The following is a 16,740-nucleotide window of genomic DNA, read 5'->3' on the forward strand; positions in this document are numbered from 1 at the left end:
TACCCTTGCTGCCAGAAAGAGCAAGGGTATTTTCTTGTCAGGTATTCGGTTAAGGAAAGAGGAGGAATCACTTTGAGTGTGAGCAATCAGGATAAAATGCACTACCTACTGGAGCAAATCCAGTTTCCACATGATCTTATAGAACCTCACTTTAAAGACAGCAGCATGCAAAAGCTAGTCGTACATCGGGAACAGAAATTGTGGCATTTCCATTTCTTGATGCCGAAACCATTACCTCCGTCTGTTTATGATCTATTTACGACAAAGTTAAAAGCAACTTTCCGTTCTATTGCTGATGTATGTTGGACTATTGAGACCACAGACAAAGATCTCCCTCAAGCAGATGTGTTAGAGTACTGGCAAGCGTTTATTAAAACATTGACCAATTTAACCCCAGGATACAAAGATCTCTTAATGGAACAACAACCGGAAGTGAACGGTAACAAGGTTATGTTAACCTGTAGAAACCTTGCAGAGAGCCATGCAATTCAAAAGAAACTGGAAGAACCTTTAAAACTCTTCTGTACCCAATGCGGAATCCCTTCTTTGATGGTATCGACACGAGTAAAAGAAGAAAAAGAAGAGATTAAACGATTCCAGGAAGAACGCCAAAAAGAAGACAAAATTCTTGTTCAACAGGCAGTGAAAGAACAAGAAGAAAGGGCGAAGGACAAAGACGATTCCAAGCCGAAAGGTCCGCTGGAGATCGGTTACAAAATTCAGGATGATATCATACCGATGGAAGATATCCAGGAAGAAGAAAAGAAAGTGGCGGTACAAGGGTATATTTTTGACGCGGAAGTTAGAGAACTTCGTTCCGGACGCCACTTATTGATCCTTAAAGTGACAGATTACACAGATTCCTTCTCCATTAAAATGTTCTCCCGCGGAGATGACCACGCGGAAATGTTCAAGCACGTAAATGCAGGGATGTGGATCAAAGCTAGAGGGGGCATCCAAACCGATAGCTTCACAAATGAACTGACGATGATGGCGAACGATATCAATGAAGTGAAACCGAAATTAAGAGAAGATGAAGCTCCAGAAGGGGAAAAGCGTGTAGAACTTCATGCCCACACGACAATGAGTGCTATGGATGCCCCTGTCTCTCCATCAAAACTTATTCAAAAAGCCGCTGATTGGGGCCATGAAGCAATTGCGATTACCGATCATGCAGTCGTTCAAGCATATCCAGATGCCCATGCTGCTGGCCAGAAGAACGGGATAAAAATCATTTATGGATTAGAAGCGAACTTAGTTGACGATGGGGTGCCCATTGCCTACGAAGAGCAGGATCGGAACCTGGAAGATGCTGTTTATGTAGTTTTTGACGTGGAGACAACAGGTCTCTCTGCTGTCTATGACAAAATCATTGAACTTGCGGCTGTAAAAGTTCAAGGTGGGGAAATCATCGACAGATTCGAATCTTTTGCCAATCCACATCAGCCTTTGTCACAAACAACAATCGATTTGACAGGCATTACAGATGATATGGTCAAAGATGCCCCGGAAATCGAGCAAGTATTGAAAGATTTTCATGCATGGACCGGTGATGATATCCTTGTCGCTCACAACGCGAGTTTCGATATGGGATTTTTGAATGCCGGGTATAAGGCGATTGAGCTCGGAAAAGCGAAAAACCCAGTCATCGATACGTTAGAATTAGCTCGTTTCTTAGTTCCAGAATTGAAAAACCACCGCCTGAACACCTTGTGTAAGAAATTCGACATTGAACTGACGCAACACCACCGAGCTATATATGATGCGGAGGCAACTGGTTATTTACTTTGGAAACTTGTGAAAAGGGCAATGGAAAGAGATATAACCAATCATAAAAACCTTAATGACTACATGGGAGAAGGAAAAGCATATCAGCGTTCCAGGCCATCCCACTGTACGTTACTAGCAACGAACAGTACGGGATTGAAGAATATTTACCGAATTGTTTCAGAGGCCCATGTCAATTATTTTTATAGAGTTCCACGAGTCCCAAGATCATTGCTCCAGAAGAATCGCGAAGGAATCCTCGTGGGTTCTGGCTGTGATAAAGGGGAAGTATTTGAGACGATCATGCAAAAATCCGAGGAAGAAGCAGAGAAAGTGGCGGATTTTTATGATTATATTGAAATACAACCACCGGGGAATTACCGACATCTGGTTGAAAAAGACCTCGTCCAGACAGAAGCGCAAATCCTCGATATTCTGAAGAGGCTTGTAACAATGGGCGAACGTATGGGGAAAACCGTGGTCGCTACTGGAAATACACATTATGTAGAACCACATGAAAAACAATATCGTCAGATTCTTATTTCTTCTCAAAATGGGAATCCCCTTAATCGACAAACATTACCAGAAGTCCACTTCAAGACGACGAATGAAATGATAGAAGAGCTTTCCTTCCTTGGTAAGGAGAAAGCGAAAGAACTTGTGGTGACAAATACTCACCAAATCGTCAGCCAAGTGGGGGAAGTGTCTCCGGTAAAAGATGATTTGTACACACCCAATATCGAAGGTGCGGATCAGGAAATCAGGGAAATGTCCTATAATAAGGCTAGAAGCATATACGGGGAAAATATCCCTGAATTGATTGTAAATCGCTTAGAAAAAGAACTGGACAGTATCATAGGGAATGGCTTCGCGGTTATTTATTTGATTTCCCAGAAACTCGTAACAAAGTCATTGGAAGATGGGTATCTCGTCGGTTCCCGTGGTTCCGTCGGTTCTTCCTTTGTTGCGACAATGACAGATATTACCGAAGTGAACCCTCTTCCGCCACATTATGTGTGCCCGAACTGTCAATACAATGAATTTTTCACGGATGGTTCCGTCGGTAGTGGCTTTGATTTAGAAGAGAAGGATTGCCCGGAATGTGGTACATCGCTCACTAAAGATGGACAGGATATACCTTTTGAGACCTTCCTTGGATTCAAAGGGGATAAGGTACCGGATATCGATTTGAACTTTTCGGGTGAATACCAACCACACGCACACAATTATACGAAAGAATTGTTTGGCGAAGACAGTGTTTACCGTGCGGGAACAATTGGTACGATCGCGGAAAAAACCGCGTATGGTTATGTCAAAGGCTATGCGGGCGATCATCAATTGCATTATAAAAATGCAGAGATCGATCGATTGGTCCAGGGGTGCACGGGAGTGAAGCGGACGAGTGGCCAGCACCCTGGCGGAATTATCGTAGTTCCAGATGATATGGAAATTTATGATTTTTCACCGATTCAATACCCAGCGGATGATACGAAGTCAGAATGGCGGACGACACACTTTGATTTCCATTCCATCCATGATAACTTATTGAAGTTAGATATACTTGGGCACGATGATCCGACTGTTATCCGAATGCTTCAGGACCTTAGTGGAATCGACCAGAAGGAAATACCTGTGGACGACCCCGAAGTGATGAAGATTTTCAGTGGGCCAGAAGCACTCGGAGTGACAGCTGATCAAATTATGTGTAAAACAGGAACCCTTGGTGTACCTGAATTCGGTACGCGTTTTGTCCGTCAAATGTTGGAAGATACGAAGCCGAAAACATTTGCAGAACTCGTTATTATATCCGGACTTTCCCATGGTACAGATGTATGGCTTGGTAATGCTGAACAGTTGATCAATGATGGCATTTGTACGTTGCCGGAAGTTATCGGTTGTCGTGATGATATTATGGTCTATTTGATGCATAAAGGATTGGATCCTTCGCTTGCCTTTAAAATAATGGAATTCGTTAGGAAAGGCCGTGGGCTTCAGGACGAGTGGATCGAAGAAATGAAGAATCATGGAGTACCGAATTGGTATATTGAATCCTGTAAGAAGATCAAGTACATGTTCCCGAAAGCCCACGCAGCTGCTTATGTTTTGATGGCTGTAAGGATTGCTTACTTCAAGGTGCATTATCCAATTTATTTCTACGCTGCTTATTTCACGGTCCGAGCTAGTGATTTTGAGCTTGAAACCATGATGAAGGGTTCAGAAGCTATCCGTAAGCGATTGAAAGAAATTCAGGATAAAGGACTCGAAGCTACTCCTAAAGAGAAGAGTTTAATGACAGTGTTGGAAATCTCCCTTGAGATGTGTGAACGCGGCTATGGTTTCAAGAATGTAGACCTTTATCGCTCTAGTGCTACAGATTTCCTTGTGGAAGGAAATGAACTGATTCCACCGTTCAACGCTGTTGATGGTCTGGGAACTAACGCAGCGATCAACATCGTCAATGCTCGTAAAGAAGGCGAGTTCCTTTCTAAACAGGATTTAAGGGAACGGAGTCGTATTTCGAAGACTGTTTTAGAATACCTGGACAACTTTGGTTGTCTGGAAGGAATGCCGGATGAAAACCAACTCTCCTTATTTTGATTAAGACTAAGAAGGCGGGACCCTTTCATTCTACATGTTGATCAGGAAATTCCTAAAGAAAGATTTCATGTGGACTAGAGTAAAGAGTACCGTCCTTTAACATGTAGGACTGAAAATAAGCCTCCTGTTAAAAACCTTGCTATCGAGCATTATATTTTCCCGTCTGGTAGACATGGATGGCATAAGCGTACAAAAGGATGTTCCTTTTCATTCCTTTGCAGTACGCTTATTCCGCGAGTGTTTGGACGATCGAGCTGGACGTGCTGACGAACCACCCTGTATTAAACGGTAACGGGCCCTTATTCTATTGATTACAAGTTGAAGGAAAATTATTGGCAGGAGAGTATAGGGATGGAAATGGTACGCATTTCTTCTTATGTTGCATATATCAAGCATGTATGATATATTTTTAATGGTGAGAAGAGCGATACGAACGACGAAAGAGTGGGGAAACCCACTCTTTCGTCATATTCTAGGCTCTTGCTTGTGGAGAAACTTCGATGCATGAGGGGCTTACAGTGCCCACGAGACGAACCGCTATGATTTTTAGTCATAGCGGTTTCTCGTGGCACTTGATAGAAAAACACCCCGTTACTTAAATGAAATGAGCGAATACATCCCATACTAATAAGACTATACATTGTGTTCGAAGGAGGGAAGAGCATGAGCAATCATGTTACATCCGTTACAGAACGACTGGTTCAACCCATTTTAGAAGAGATGAACCTAGAGCTCGTTGATATCGAATTTAAGAATGAAGGTCAGAATTGGTACCTTCGTGTCTTCATTGATAAAGAAGGCGGAGTAGATATTGAAGAATGTGGCCAAGTGTCTGAACAATTAAGTGAAAAGCTGGATGAAGAAGATCCTATTGAAATGCCTTATTTCCTTGAAGTTGCCTCACCTGGAGCGGAACGTCCACTTAAGACGGAAGCGGACTTCCATAAGTTTGTCGGTGAGTATGTGTATATGAAGCTCTATGAACCGATCGACGGTGAGAAAGAATTTGAAGGCACATTAAAGTCTTTTGAAGATTCCACAGCTATTGTAGAGATCAGAATCAAAACGAGAAAGAAACAACTGGAAATCCCGTATCAGAAAATAGCAAAAGCTAATTTAGCGGTGACGTTCAATTAAGGGGGAGAAGACTGTTGAGTAGTGAACTATTTGATGCCATGAATTATCTTGAAAAGGAAAAAGGCATCGACAAAAATCTTTTATTGGAAGCTCTTGAAGCAGCATTGATTTCTGCTTATAAGAAAAATTTCAATTCCGCGACTAATGTGCGTGTTGATATCAATGAAGAAGAAAGCGCAATGAAAGTCCTTGCAAGAAAAGAAATTGTAGAAGAGGTTATGGACCCTCAACAAGAAATTTCGCTAGAAGAAGCCAATCAAATCGATCCGAATTACGAAGTAGAAGATGTCATCGAGGTGGAAGTAACTCCGATGGACTTCGGGCGTATCGCTGCTCAAGCTGCTAAACAAGTGGTCACACAGCGTGTAAGAGAAGCGGAGCGAGGGATCATCTATGGAGAATATGTCGATCGCGAAGAAGATGTGATGACAGGGATCATTCAGCGTAAAGATCCACGTTTCGTCTATGTGAACCTTGGTAAAATCGAAGCTCGACTCCCAGAAGGAGAACAGATGCCGACAGAAACTTATGAAGTCCATGATCGGTTGAAAGTTTTTGTAACTAAAGTGGAGAACAGCAATAAAGGGCCTCACATTTATGTATCACGGACTCACCCTGGTTTGTTGAAACGCTTGTTTGAAATGGAAGTGCCTGAAATTTATGATGGGACAGTAGAAGTTATGTCTGTGGCACGTGAAGCCGGCGATCGTTCGAAAATCTCAGTATTTGCAGAGGACCAGGAAATCGATCCGGTAGGTTCATGTGTTGGACAACGAGGGCAGCGAGTTCAAGCGATCGTCAATGAACTTAAAGGAGAGAAGATTGATATTGTGCAGTGGTCAGAAGACCCTGTCGAGTATGTTTCCAATGCACTCAGCCCTTCTAAAGTTGTAGAAGTTCTTGTTGATGAAGAAGAGAAAGCGACGACAGTCATTGTCCCGGATTATCAATTGTCTCTTGCTATCGGCAAGCGTGGTCAAAACGCGCGATTAGCTGCGAAATTGACTGGATGGAAAATTGATATTAAAAGTGAAAGTGAAGCACGTGAACAAGGTATGCTTTCTGAACAAGCGGATGCCAGTGAAGATACAGTTTTTGAAGAAGAAATGTTTGATGACGAATAAGGAGGGGGAGAACAATGACCCGTTCCAAGAAACAACAACCGTTACGTAAATGTGTGGTGACCCAGGAGATGGTTCCTAAACAACAGTTGATCCGTGTTGTCCGCAACAAAGAGGGAGAGGTGTTTGTGGACGATACAGGAAAGAAAAATGGTCGAGGTGCCTATCTAAAGAAAGACATAAAGGTCATTGAACAAGCAAAAGCACAACAAGTCCTGAATCGCCATTTAAAAGCGAAAGTGGATGAAAGTATCTATGAAGAATTAACAGCTAAAGTAAAGGCAGACCCATCGTCATGAGCAATAGCTATTTAAACTTATTGGGACTGGCTCTTAGAGCCGGAAAATGTACTCTCGGTGAAGAATCGATTGTACGTGAGATAAAGCAGCGTAAAGCCAAACTAGTTTTGATTGCTAATGACACAGGGAAACAAACAAAAAAGAAGCTCACAGATAAATGCAGCTTCTATGAAATACCTTGCTATGTGGTGGATGATAGAGACACTTTATCACAAGCCATCGGAAAGGCAGGGCGAGTCGCGATTGCAATTCTTGACCAGGGATTTGCGAAAAAATTGCAATCATTACTCGATGAATCTATTCGGGGGTGAAGATTTTATGAGTAAAATCCGTGTATATGAATATGCCAAAAAGAACGAACTATCAAGCAAACAAGTCATCCAAAAACTACAAAATCTTAATATTGAAGTGAACAATCATATGTCCACATTAGAAGAAGATGCAACCAAAAAACTGGACCAGGCGTTCGGGAAAGGGGACAATTCCAAAACTCAGAAACAAGAGAAAGGGAAGTCCCAAAATCCGAAGAACAATAAAAAGCCGAATAATAATAAACAGAAGAACAATAATCAGAGAAATCAAAAACCTGCTCCGCAGCAAAGCCAGAAAAAGTCTAAGAAGCAAACACCAGAGAAAATTACGTATTCTGGCAGTCTGGCGGTCGGGGAACTTGCAGAAAAACTGAACAAAGATTCCTCTGAGATTATTAAAAAGCTTATGTTCCTTGGTGTTATGGCTACAAAAAACCAGGAGCTTGATGCGGATTCAATCGAATTGATTTGCTCCGAGTACGGCGTAGAAGTGGAAGAAGAAGTCGTTGTCGATGAAACGGATATTGAAAACATGACGTTTGATGACGACCCTGAAGACCTACAGGAGCGACCAGCCGTCGTTACGATCATGGGTCACGTAGACCACGGTAAAACAACACTTCTTGACCAAATTCGTAACACTAAAGTTACAGAAGGTGAAGCAGGCGGTATCACACAACACATCGGTGCATACCAAATCGAAGAGAATAATAAGAAGATTACTTTCTTAGATACCCCTGGTCACGCAGCGTTTACAAGCATGCGATCCCGTGGGGCTCAGGTAACGGATGTCGCCATTCTTGTGGTGGCAGCGGATGATGGCGTTATGCCGCAAACTAAAGAAGCTATCAGTCACGCAAAAGCAGCAGAAGTGCCAATTATTGTGGCTGTAAATAAGATGGATAAAGAAGGGGCGAACCCTGACCGTGTCATGCAGGAACTCATGGAATATGAATTGATTTCTGAAGATTACGGTGGAGAAACAATTTTCGTGAAAATGTCCGCAGTAAACGGGGAAGGAATTGACGAACTTCTAGAAATGATCGTTCTGGTATCAGAAATGGAAGAATTGAAAGCCAACCCGGATCGTGCAGCTTATGGTACTGTCATCGAAGCAGAGTTGGATAAAGGACGCGGACCTGTCGCTACGTTGCTTGTGCAGAATGGTACGCTGAATGTAAGTGACTCCGTAGTCGTCGGAAATACCTGGGGCCGCATCCGTGCAATGGTGAACGATATCGGTCGTCGTGTCAAAGTAGCTGGACCTTCTACTCCTGTAGAAATTACAGGGTTGAATAACGTTCCACAAGCTGGAGATCGTTTCCTTGTTTTTGAAGACGAGAAGAAAGCACGATCTGTAGGGGAAGCTCGAGCGCAAAAACATCTGGAAGAAAATCGTAGTGCTACAGCAAAAGTAAGCCTTGATGACTTGTTTGATCAAATCAAACAAGGAGATGTGAAAGAAATCAATTTGATTGTCAAAGGCGATGTGCAAGGTTCCGTTGAAGCTCTTGCCGGTTCTTTAGAAAAGATCGAAGTAGAAGGCGTAAAAGTGAAAATCATTCACACAGGCGTGGGTGCTATTACAGAATCAGATGTCGCCCTTGCTGCAGCTTCTAATGCAATCATCATTGGTTTCAATGTGCGTCCAGATGGGAATGCTAGAAAAGCAGCCGAAGCAGAAGACGTGGAGATCCGACTTCACAACATCATTTATAAAGTCATGGAAGAAATTGAATCTGCTATGAAAGGTATGCTGGATCCTGAATATGAAGAGAAGATTATCGGTCAGGTAGAAGTGCGTGAAATCTTCAAAGTTTCCAAAATCGGTACAATTGCTGGCTCTTATGTTACGGATGGTAAAGTCAATCGTAACTCTGGAGTTCGTGTCATTCGAGACGGTGTCGTTATCTATGAAGGTGAAATAGATGCATTGAAACGTTACAAAGATGACGCTAAAGAAGTCCAGCAAGGGTATGAGTGTGGAATTACAATCAAGAATTTCAACGATATCAAAGTCGGTGACATCATCGAACCATTCGAAATGCAGGAAATTGAACGCAAATGATCATAAGCGCAGAAGTGGATTGTATCATCTATGATGCGCAATCGTTAAAAGGTAAGCGTGCCGTTTTGAAGCGGATCACCAAAAGGTTGCAAAACGAGTTCAACATCGCTGTCAGTGAGCTTGACTTTCAAGATTTATGGCAGCGAACTCGTATTGGTATTGTAACGATTGCCAGTGATAAAGTCATTGCGGAACAAACGATGCAACAAGCGCTGACGTTTATCGATTCATTTCCTGAAATCGAGCGGACCGAAACCCATTTGGAATGGTTATGATGTCTGGTTTAGAAGAGGTGAATAAATATGAATGATTTACGTGCGAACCGCGTAGGAGAACAAATGAAAAAAGAGATGAGCGATATCATCAGTAAGAAAATCAAAGATCCTCGTGTAGGGTTCGTTACTGTTACAGAAGTTAAAGTGACAGGTGATTTACAACAAGCAAAAGTATACATCTCTGTTTTAGGGGATGATAAACAAAAGCATGATACACTTGTAGGGCTTGCTAAAGCAAAAGGGTTCATCCGATCTGAGATTGGCCAAAGAATTCGTTTGCGTAAAACTCCAGAAATCATGTTTGAGTTTGACGAAGCGATTGAGAGAGGAAATCGTATCGAAACAATCCTTCGCGACCTGAATGATACCGAAGAATGATAATGAAAATCCGTGCTGTAACAGCACGGATTTTATATATGAAAAAGAGAGGGTGGTGAAATTATGGATGGAATTCTCCCTTTATGGAAACCCAAAGGCTTTACTTCTCATGATTGTGTCAGTAAAGCACGAGGGATGCTGAAAACGAAAAAAATCGGTCATACAGGCACCCTTGATCCAGAAGTGGAAGGGGTTTTACCTCTCTGTGTAGGGAAAGCAACAAAAATAGTTCCTTTCTTGACGGATACAGAAAAGGTATATGAAGCTGAGGTGACTTTAGGATCTACCACAGATACGGAGGATGCTACAGGGAATACAGTGGATTCTGCCACGGTTAAAGATACATGGTCTGAAGGAGAAATCCAAACATATCTGGATCGCTTTCAAGGGGCCATCACACAAGTTCCACCCATGTATTCAGCCGTAAAAGTCAATGGAAAGAAACTATATGAGTATGCCAGAGAGGGCATAGAAGTGGATAGACCTTCAAGAGAAGTGATGATAAAAGACATCCAAGTGATATCTGCTGATAGAGAAACGAGAGAGGAAACGTTCTCTTTTTCTTTCCGTGTTGTTTGTTCTAAAGGTACATACGTCAGAACCCTTTGTGTAGATATCGGAAAATCAATGGGGTATCCAGCTCACATGGCTTCCCTTATCCGTACAAGCACGGCGGACATCACAAGAGAAGACTGTCTTACATTGGATGAGGTCCAAGAGGCTGCTGACGAAGGGCGGGGAGAAGAACTGCTTCTTCCTATTTCTCAAGGCCTTTCTCACATGCCTGCGCTAGAAGTGGATAAGGATACAAAGGAAAAAATCAAACATGGCCAGGTCCTCCCATATCCAGAAGCTTTGAGTGTAGACCAATTTCTAATAAAACATGCGGGCCAAGTGTTAGCGATCTATCAGAAACACCCAGCGAAAACAGGGTTAATCAAACCGGTCCGCGTATTTTAAATACTCTTCTGGATTATGGAGAAGAATATAGAACCTCTTTTTAATGGGGGTAGGTTTACCCGAGGAAAGAAAATATAGGTTTTCTAACTATAGATTTGAGCTATCCCTTGCATTTTAAGCAAAAAAAATGTACTCTTTAATATGGAACCTTCGCTTGGCGGATTGTAACTCCGACGTCCGCTCGGGGAAAGGGAATTTTTAAATTTTTTAGGAGGTGTAGCTATAATGGCTATCACACAAGAACGTAAACAAGAACTAATCAGTGAGTACAAGACTCATGACAATGACACGGGTTCTCCGGAGGTACAGATTGCTGTACTTACTGAGCAGATCACTACATTGAACGAGCACCTACGTGCACACAAGCAGGACCACCACTCTCGTCGTGGATTGCTTAAAATGGTAGGTAAGCGTCGTAACCTATTGAACTACCTTCGTAATAAGGATATTACACGTTACCGTGAGTTAATCAAGAGCCTTGGCTTGCGTCGTTAATGTATGGGGAAAAGCGGGAGTTATTCCCGCTTTTTCTGTATGTTTACATACAGAAGGGTGTAAACTGACAATATACCCTTAATATGAATTAAGAAGAGTTATCGAGAGGAGTTAAGTTCTTTATGGCAGAAGAAAAGCAAGTGTTTTCCATTGATGTCGCTGGACGCACGTTCTCTGTAGAAATCGGGGAATTGGCGAAACAAGCGAATGGTGCAGCACTCATCCATTATGGTGATACGACTGTCCTATCCACAGCAACCGGTAGTAAAGAACCGAAGGACCTACCGTTTTTCCCATTGACTGTAAACTATGAAGAGCGTCTATACGCTGTAGGTAAAATACCAGGTGGATTTATTAAACGTGAGGGACGTCCGAGTGATAAAGCCGTTTTAGCGTCCCGTCTTATCGATCGTCCGATTCGTCCATTATTCCCAGAAGGATTCCGAAATGATGTTCAGGTCATTAGCTCAGTTATGAGTGTGGACCAGGATTGTTCTTCTGAAATGGCAGCCATGCTTGGTTCATCCATTTCCTTAGGTGTTTCTGACATTCCTTTTGGAGGTCCGATTGCTGGAGTCATCGTTGGCCGTGTGGATGGTGAATTTGTCATCAACCCTACAATTGAGCAACAAGAAAAAAGCGATATCGACTTGACAGTAGCTGGAACAAAAGAAGCGATCAACATGGTGGAAGCAGGAGCGAATGAAGTTTCTGAAAAAGACATGTTGGAAGCGATTATGTTTGGTCACGAAGAAATTAAGCGTCTTGTTAATTTCCAGGAAGAAATTATTGCCGCAGTCGGCCGAGAGAAAATGGAAGTCCAATTATTCGACCTTGATGCTGAGTTGAAGAGCAAAGTGGAAGAAGAAGCAACAGATGCGATTGTACAAGCCATCAAAACCGAAGAGAAAAAAGCACGGGAAGAAGCCATTGCGCAAGTGAAATCTGATATTGTAGCTTCTTATGAAGAGCAAGAAGCAGATGAAGAAACATTGAAGCAAGTCGGTTCGATTCTAGAAGATATGGTTAAAACCGAGGTGCGTCGTTTAATCACCAAAGATAAGATTCGCCCGGACGGTCGTGGCGTTGATGAGATCCGCTCCTTAACATCCCGTGTCGGTCTTCTCCCACGTACACACGGGTCCGGATTGTTCACACGTGGACAAACACAGGCTCTGAGCGTTTGTACGCTAGGTGCACTTGGAGATGTACAAATCCTCGACGGACTTGATTTAGAAGAGTCTAAGCGGTTTATGCACCATTACAACTTCCCTAAATTCTCTGTAGGTGAAACAGGTCCGATTCGAGGGCCGGGACGCAGGGAAATCGGTCATGGAGCGTTAGGAGAACGTGCACTAGAGGTCGTGATACCTTCTGAAACAGAGTTCCCTTACACTATACGCCTTGTTTCTGAAGTATTAGAATCTAACGGTTCAACATCACAAGCTAGTATTTGCGCAAGCACTTTAGCAATGATGGATGCTGGTGTACCGATTAAAGCACCTGTTGCTGGTATTGCTATGGGGTTAGTGAAATCAGGCGAGGATTATACGATTTTGACAGATATCCAGGGCATGGAAGATGCGCTTGGAGATATGGACTTCAAAGTTGCTGGTACAGAAAAAGGTGTTACAGCTCTACAAATGGATATCAAGATTGAAGGTCTATCCAGAGAAATTTTGGAAGAAGCATTAGCTCAAGCTAAGAAAGGCCGCATGGAAATTCTTGGCCATATGCTTGAAACTATTCCGGAAACACGGGAAGAGCTTTCTCAGCATGCTCCTAAGATCATGACAATGAAAATCAATCCAGATAAGATTCGTGATGTCATTGGACCGAGTGGGAAGCAGATCAATCAAATCATTGATGATACAGGCGTGAAAATTGATATTGAGCAGGACGGAACGGTATTCATCTCTTCTACAGATGCAAGCATGAATATGACTGCTCAAAAGATCATCGAAGATATAGTCCGTGAAGTTGAAGTTGGCGAAATTTATAATGGTAAAGTTAAGCGCATAGAGAAATTCGGTGCTTTCGTCGAGCTTTTCAAAGGAAAAGAAGGCCTTGTACACATTTCTGAAATGGCTGAAGAACGTATCGGCAAAGTGGAAGATATCGTCTCCATTGGTGATACAATCAAAGTCAAGGTTAAAGAAATCGATAATCAAGGTAGGATCAACCTCTCAAGAAAAGCGGTTCTTATCGAAGAGAAAAAGAAAGAAGAGAACGTGGAACAATCATAAAGAAGGAAAGAAGAGATACTGGCTTGCCAGTCTCTTTTTTTATGCCTGAATTCAGCAACAAATCATTTATGATTGAATCGCATTGGGCTGTTTGTTCTGTCTCATGAGAATAGAGGTCCTAAAGCATTTGCTCTACTTGAGTGGATGCTTTTCTTTTTAATCATAAAAATTCACCCCGGAAGCATTCTTTAAAGATAACTTTCATAAGGGAAAATAATTATCCGCCCCTTCAAAAAGTTATCCAGCAAGAAAAATAGTCTATTTGATGGACAACCCCCATAGGATTAATACAGGGGTGAGTGCCGATGAGTTTCCGAATAGTTGGGCTATTATTCATCTGCCTTTCTTTTTTTACTGGTTTAGGACTAGCATACTTAACGGTAAATGAAGCAGTGACCGTGAATAAAGATGATTCTCTTTATCAAAAAATCGAATCAGAGAAAAGCAACTATGAATGGGAAGCCGAAGATGCAAAGATCGACTCCGTATGGAAAAAGACACCTGGCATCGTTGGACGTACGGTAGATGTGGAAGCCTCCTATAAGAAAATGAAAAAAGAGGGAAACTACGACCCGAAGCTTTTAGTTTATAAATTAGTAAGGCCGAAAGTTTCATTAGAAGATCTTCCAGCATCACCCATTTATAGAGGCCATCCAGAAAAACAAATGGTTTCACTTTTGATCAATGTTTCATGGGGAGAAGAGTATATCCCTGATATGGTGGAGATTTTGAACAAACACCAGGTGAAAGCTACATTTTTTATTGATGGTGCATTTGCGAATGACTTTACCCATCTTGTACAGATGATAGAGGAAGAGGGTCATACTCTTGGCAGCCATGGATATAAACATAAAGATATGGCTCAAATGTCTAAACAGGAGGCAAGAAATAATTTAGAACAAGCCAATGATCTGCTTTTTGCTCTAACAAAGGAAGAGATTAAATATTTCGCCCCTCCTTCCGGCAGCTTTAATACAGGGACGGTGGAGGTTGCTGATGAAATGGGAATGGAGACCATTTTATGGACAGTGGATACCATTGATTGGAAAAAGCCGACGAAGGATGTTTTGATTAGCAGGGTCATGAATAAAATTCACAACGGAGCCACGATTCTTATGCATCCAACACAGGTAACGGTAGACAGTCTTCCAGTATTAATCGAAAAAATCAAAGCGAAGGAGTATAAAATATCTTCCTTGCCTAAGTTGTTGAGTGAAGAAAGATGAGGAAGGGGTTGGTGTCTTGTGAGGATGAAATCATTATCTAGAAAAGAAGTTATTAATGTAGAAAACGGGGAGAAGTTGGGCGTCCTAGGAAGGGCAGACTTAATCATAGATCCTGAATCTGGAACTATAAAATCCCTGGTCATTTTAAATGATGGACTTATCGGGTTCGGAAAATCAAGGAAAGAGTTGACGATCGCTTGGGACCAAATCCAAACAATCGGGGATGATACCATCCTATTGAAGAAATCTTAAACACTGCAGCATAGGCTGCAGTGTTTTTTGTTGCTCAACAATATCACTAACTAGACGTTACGGCATAGGATACAAGGAGATAAGATACTAGATAAAGGGGACATCGGGGATGCTGACAGGATATCATGTAGCGGTAATAGGGGGCGATGCCCGGCAAATCGAACTCATTCGAAGATTGAATGAGTGGGACGCCACCGTTTATTTGGCAGGATTCGATCAATTGAACGAGAGCTTCAGAGAAGCAATCGATCTAGACTTCGATAGTCAACAGGTGGAAAAATTGGATGCTATCATACTTCCAGTCCCAGGCACGGATACGGATGGGAAAGTGGAAGGAATCTTTTCTAATCAACTTATTCATCTCCAGGAGGAATGGCTCAAAAAGACTCCTGAACATTGTCAGATATTCACTGGCATAGCTAATGATCACTTGAAGGAGTTAGTGAGAAAGGTGGATCGCCACCTCGTTCCTCTCATGGATCGTGATGACGTGGCTATTTATAATTCTATTCCTACCGTAGAAGGTACATTAATGTTGATTATTCAACATACGGATTTCACAATACACGGATCGAAAGTGATTGTATTAGGACTAGGTAGAGTAGGAATGAGTCTTGCTCGTACATTCGGACATTTGGGTGCAAATGTATCTGTTGGTGTCCGGTCGTCCAAAAGTGCAGCAAGGGTCTACGAAATGGGGTTGACCCCCATTGATATGAATAATCTTGAGGGCACAGATATGAGCTGTGACATTTTATTGAATACGGTACCTCACCAAGTGGTTGATGCCTCAGTAATCAAGCAATTGCCTTCCCACGCATTGATCCTCGATCTTGCCTCTAAGCCGGGAGGCACTGATTTCCGCTATGCGGATAAGCGGGGGATTAAAGCATTGTTAGCTCCAGGCCTTCCAGGGATTGTGGCACCGAAAACAGCAGGCCGGATTATTGCTGATGTTGTATCAAGGTTAGTGCAAGAAGATACACGAAAGGAGAATGGTTGATGTCGAATTTAAAAGGGAAAGTAATTGGTTTTGGGTTGACAGGATCTCATTGTACGTACCATGAAGTTTTTCCTGTTATGCAAAAACTTGTTGATATGGGAGCAACTGTCATTCCGATCTTATCCTATACAGTTCAAAAGACAGACACACGTTTTGGTGATGCAGCAGACCATATAGAAAAAATCAAAGAAATTACAGGTGAAGAATTGATTATGACAATTCCAGATGCAGAACCGCTTGGGCCGAAGCGTCCATTAGATTGTATGGTGATCGCACCTATGACTGGAAATTCCACAAGTAAATTTGCCAATGCGCTAACAGATTCACCTGTGTTAATGGCAGCAAAAGCAACTCTTAGGAACGAGAATCCAGTCGTAGTAGCAGTCTCCACTAATGATGCTCTTGGATTGAACGGTGTTAATGTTATGCGCTTAATGGCTACGAAGAACATTTATTTTGTTCCTCTTGGTCAGGATCATCCTTATAAAAAGCCGAACTCGCTTGTGGCAGATATGACTCTTATCCCTGAAACGATTGAATCGGCATTAGAAGGCAAACAACGCCAACCTGTATTAATCGAACGTTATCCTAACTAATTCAAAAT

15 protein-coding genes are annotated in these 16,740 nt (G+C 42.3%); all 15 read left to right on the top strand.

Features of this window, described 5'->3' with window-relative positions:
- Positions 1 to 72: 72 nt before the first annotated feature.
- A complete protein-coding gene (locus BMZ58_RS16030; protein ID WP_075037576.1) occupies positions 73 to 4,365 on the top strand; it encodes a PolC-type DNA polymerase III in 4,293 nt (1,430 codons plus the stop codon).
- 663 nt (positions 4,366 to 5,028) lie between these two features.
- On the top strand, positions 5,029 to 5,502 hold the full coding sequence (gene rimP, locus BMZ58_RS16035; RefSeq protein ID WP_075037577.1) for a ribosome maturation factor RimP: 474 nt from the start codon (positions 5,029 to 5,031) through the stop codon (positions 5,500 to 5,502).
- 14 nt (positions 5,503 to 5,516) lie between these two features.
- Positions 5,517 to 6,626 (top strand): transcription termination factor NusA, encoded by a 1,110-nt coding sequence (gene nusA, locus BMZ58_RS16040; RefSeq protein WP_075037578.1) that lies wholly within the window; start codon positions 5,517 to 5,519, stop codon positions 6,624 to 6,626.
- A 14-nt stretch (positions 6,627 to 6,640) separates the two neighbouring features.
- Positions 6,641 to 6,922, top strand: a complete 282-nt coding sequence (rnpM, locus tag BMZ58_RS16045) for an RNase P modulator RnpM (RefSeq protein WP_075037579.1) — start codon at positions 6,641 to 6,643, stop codon at positions 6,920 to 6,922.
- Positions 6,919 to 7,233, top strand: coding sequence for a YlxQ family RNA-binding protein (locus tag BMZ58_RS16050; RefSeq protein ID WP_075037580.1), 315 nt, complete (start codon positions 6,919 to 6,921; stop codon positions 7,231 to 7,233). Before rnpM ends, BMZ58_RS16050 begins: the two co-directional genes overlap by 4 nt.
- Before the next feature lie 7 nt (positions 7,234 to 7,240).
- Positions 7,241 to 9,301: a translation initiation factor IF-2 gene (gene infB / locus BMZ58_RS16055; RefSeq protein WP_075037581.1), complete on the top strand. Its 2,061-nt coding sequence runs from the start codon at positions 7,241 to 7,243 to the stop codon at positions 9,299 to 9,301.
- A complete protein-coding gene (locus BMZ58_RS16060) occupies positions 9,298 to 9,576 on the top strand; it encodes a DUF503 domain-containing protein (protein WP_075037582.1) in 279 nt (92 codons plus the stop codon). Before infB ends, BMZ58_RS16060 begins: the two co-directional genes overlap by 4 nt.
- A 27-nt stretch (positions 9,577 to 9,603) precedes the next feature.
- A complete protein-coding gene (gene rbfA / locus BMZ58_RS16065) occupies positions 9,604 to 9,954 on the top strand; it encodes a 30S ribosome-binding factor RbfA (protein WP_075037583.1) in 351 nt (116 codons plus the stop codon).
- Positions 9,955 to 10,017: 63 nt separating this feature from the next.
- A complete protein-coding gene (gene truB / locus BMZ58_RS16070; RefSeq protein WP_075037584.1) occupies positions 10,018 to 10,914 on the top strand; it encodes a tRNA pseudouridine(55) synthase TruB in 897 nt (298 codons plus the stop codon).
- A gap of 225 nt (positions 10,915 to 11,139) precedes the next feature.
- Complete coding sequence (gene rpsO, locus BMZ58_RS16075) at positions 11,140 to 11,409, top strand: 30S ribosomal protein S15 (RefSeq protein WP_075037585.1); 270 nt, start codon at positions 11,140 to 11,142, stop codon at positions 11,407 to 11,409.
- A 122-nt stretch (positions 11,410 to 11,531) separates the two neighbouring features.
- A complete protein-coding gene (gene pnp / locus BMZ58_RS16080) occupies positions 11,532 to 13,655 on the top strand; it encodes a polyribonucleotide nucleotidyltransferase (RefSeq protein ID WP_075037586.1) in 2,124 nt (707 codons plus the stop codon).
- A 305-nt stretch (positions 13,656 to 13,960) separates the two neighbouring features.
- Positions 13,961 to 14,881, top strand: coding sequence for a polysaccharide deacetylase family protein (locus BMZ58_RS16085; protein ID WP_075037587.1), 921 nt, complete (start codon positions 13,961 to 13,963; stop codon positions 14,879 to 14,881).
- A 24-nt stretch (positions 14,882 to 14,905) separates the two neighbouring features.
- Positions 14,906 to 15,133, top strand: a complete 228-nt coding sequence (locus BMZ58_RS16090) for a YlmC/YmxH family sporulation protein (protein WP_244151618.1) — start codon at positions 14,906 to 14,908, stop codon at positions 15,131 to 15,133.
- 109 nt (positions 15,134 to 15,242) lie between these two features.
- Entirely contained in the window at positions 15,243 to 16,136 is an 894-nt protein-coding gene (gene dpaA / locus BMZ58_RS16095) for a dipicolinic acid synthetase subunit A (RefSeq protein ID WP_075037589.1), read from the top strand.
- A complete protein-coding gene (locus BMZ58_RS16100; RefSeq protein ID WP_075037590.1) occupies positions 16,136 to 16,732 on the top strand; it encodes a dipicolinate synthase subunit B in 597 nt (198 codons plus the stop codon). Before dpaA ends, BMZ58_RS16100 begins: the two co-directional genes overlap by 1 nt.
- Positions 16,733 to 16,740 lie beyond the last annotated feature (8 nt).

Origin of the sequence: Halobacillus dabanensis (assembly GCF_900114165.1) — a bacterium.
Classification (GTDB): domain Bacteria; phylum Bacillota; class Bacilli; order Bacillales; family Halobacillaceae; genus Halobacillus; species Halobacillus dabanensis.

Bases quoted from the DNA above. Each gene is read 5' to 3' on its own strand.
- rimP (WP_075037577.1), top strand. From the start codon at position 5,029: ATGAGCAATCATGTTACATCCGTTACAGAACGACTGGTTCAACCCATT.
- infB (WP_075037581.1), top strand. From the start codon at position 7,241: ATGAGTAAAATCCGTGTATATGAATATGCCAAAAAGAACGAACTATCA.
- pnp (WP_075037586.1), top strand. From the start codon at position 11,532: ATGGCAGAAGAAAAGCAAGTGTTTTCCATTGATGTCGCTGGACGCACG.
- BMZ58_RS16100 (WP_075037590.1), top strand. From the start codon at position 16,136: ATGTCGAATTTAAAAGGGAAAGTAATTGGTTTTGGGTTGACAGGATCT.
- truB (WP_075037584.1), top strand. From the start codon at position 10,018: ATGGATGGAATTCTCCCTTTATGGAAACCCAAAGGCTTTACTTCTCAT.
- dpaA (WP_075037589.1), top strand. From the start codon at position 15,243: ATGCTGACAGGATATCATGTAGCGGTAATAGGGGGCGATGCCCGGCAA.
- rbfA (WP_075037583.1), top strand. From the start codon at position 9,604: ATGAATGATTTACGTGCGAACCGCGTAGGAGAACAAATGAAAAAAGAG.
- BMZ58_RS16050 (WP_075037580.1), top strand. From the start codon at position 6,919: ATGAGCAATAGCTATTTAAACTTATTGGGACTGGCTCTTAGAGCCGGA.
- BMZ58_RS16060 (WP_075037582.1), top strand. From the start codon at position 9,298: ATGATCATAAGCGCAGAAGTGGATTGTATCATCTATGATGCGCAATCG.
- rpsO (WP_075037585.1), top strand. From the start codon at position 11,140: ATGGCTATCACACAAGAACGTAAACAAGAACTAATCAGTGAGTACAAG.
- rnpM (WP_075037579.1), top strand. From the start codon at position 6,641: ATGACCCGTTCCAAGAAACAACAACCGTTACGTAAATGTGTGGTGACC.
- BMZ58_RS16090 (WP_244151618.1), top strand. From the start codon at position 14,906: ATGAAATCATTATCTAGAAAAGAAGTTATTAATGTAGAAAACGGGGAG.
- BMZ58_RS16085 (WP_075037587.1), top strand. From the start codon at position 13,961: ATGAGTTTCCGAATAGTTGGGCTATTATTCATCTGCCTTTCTTTTTTT.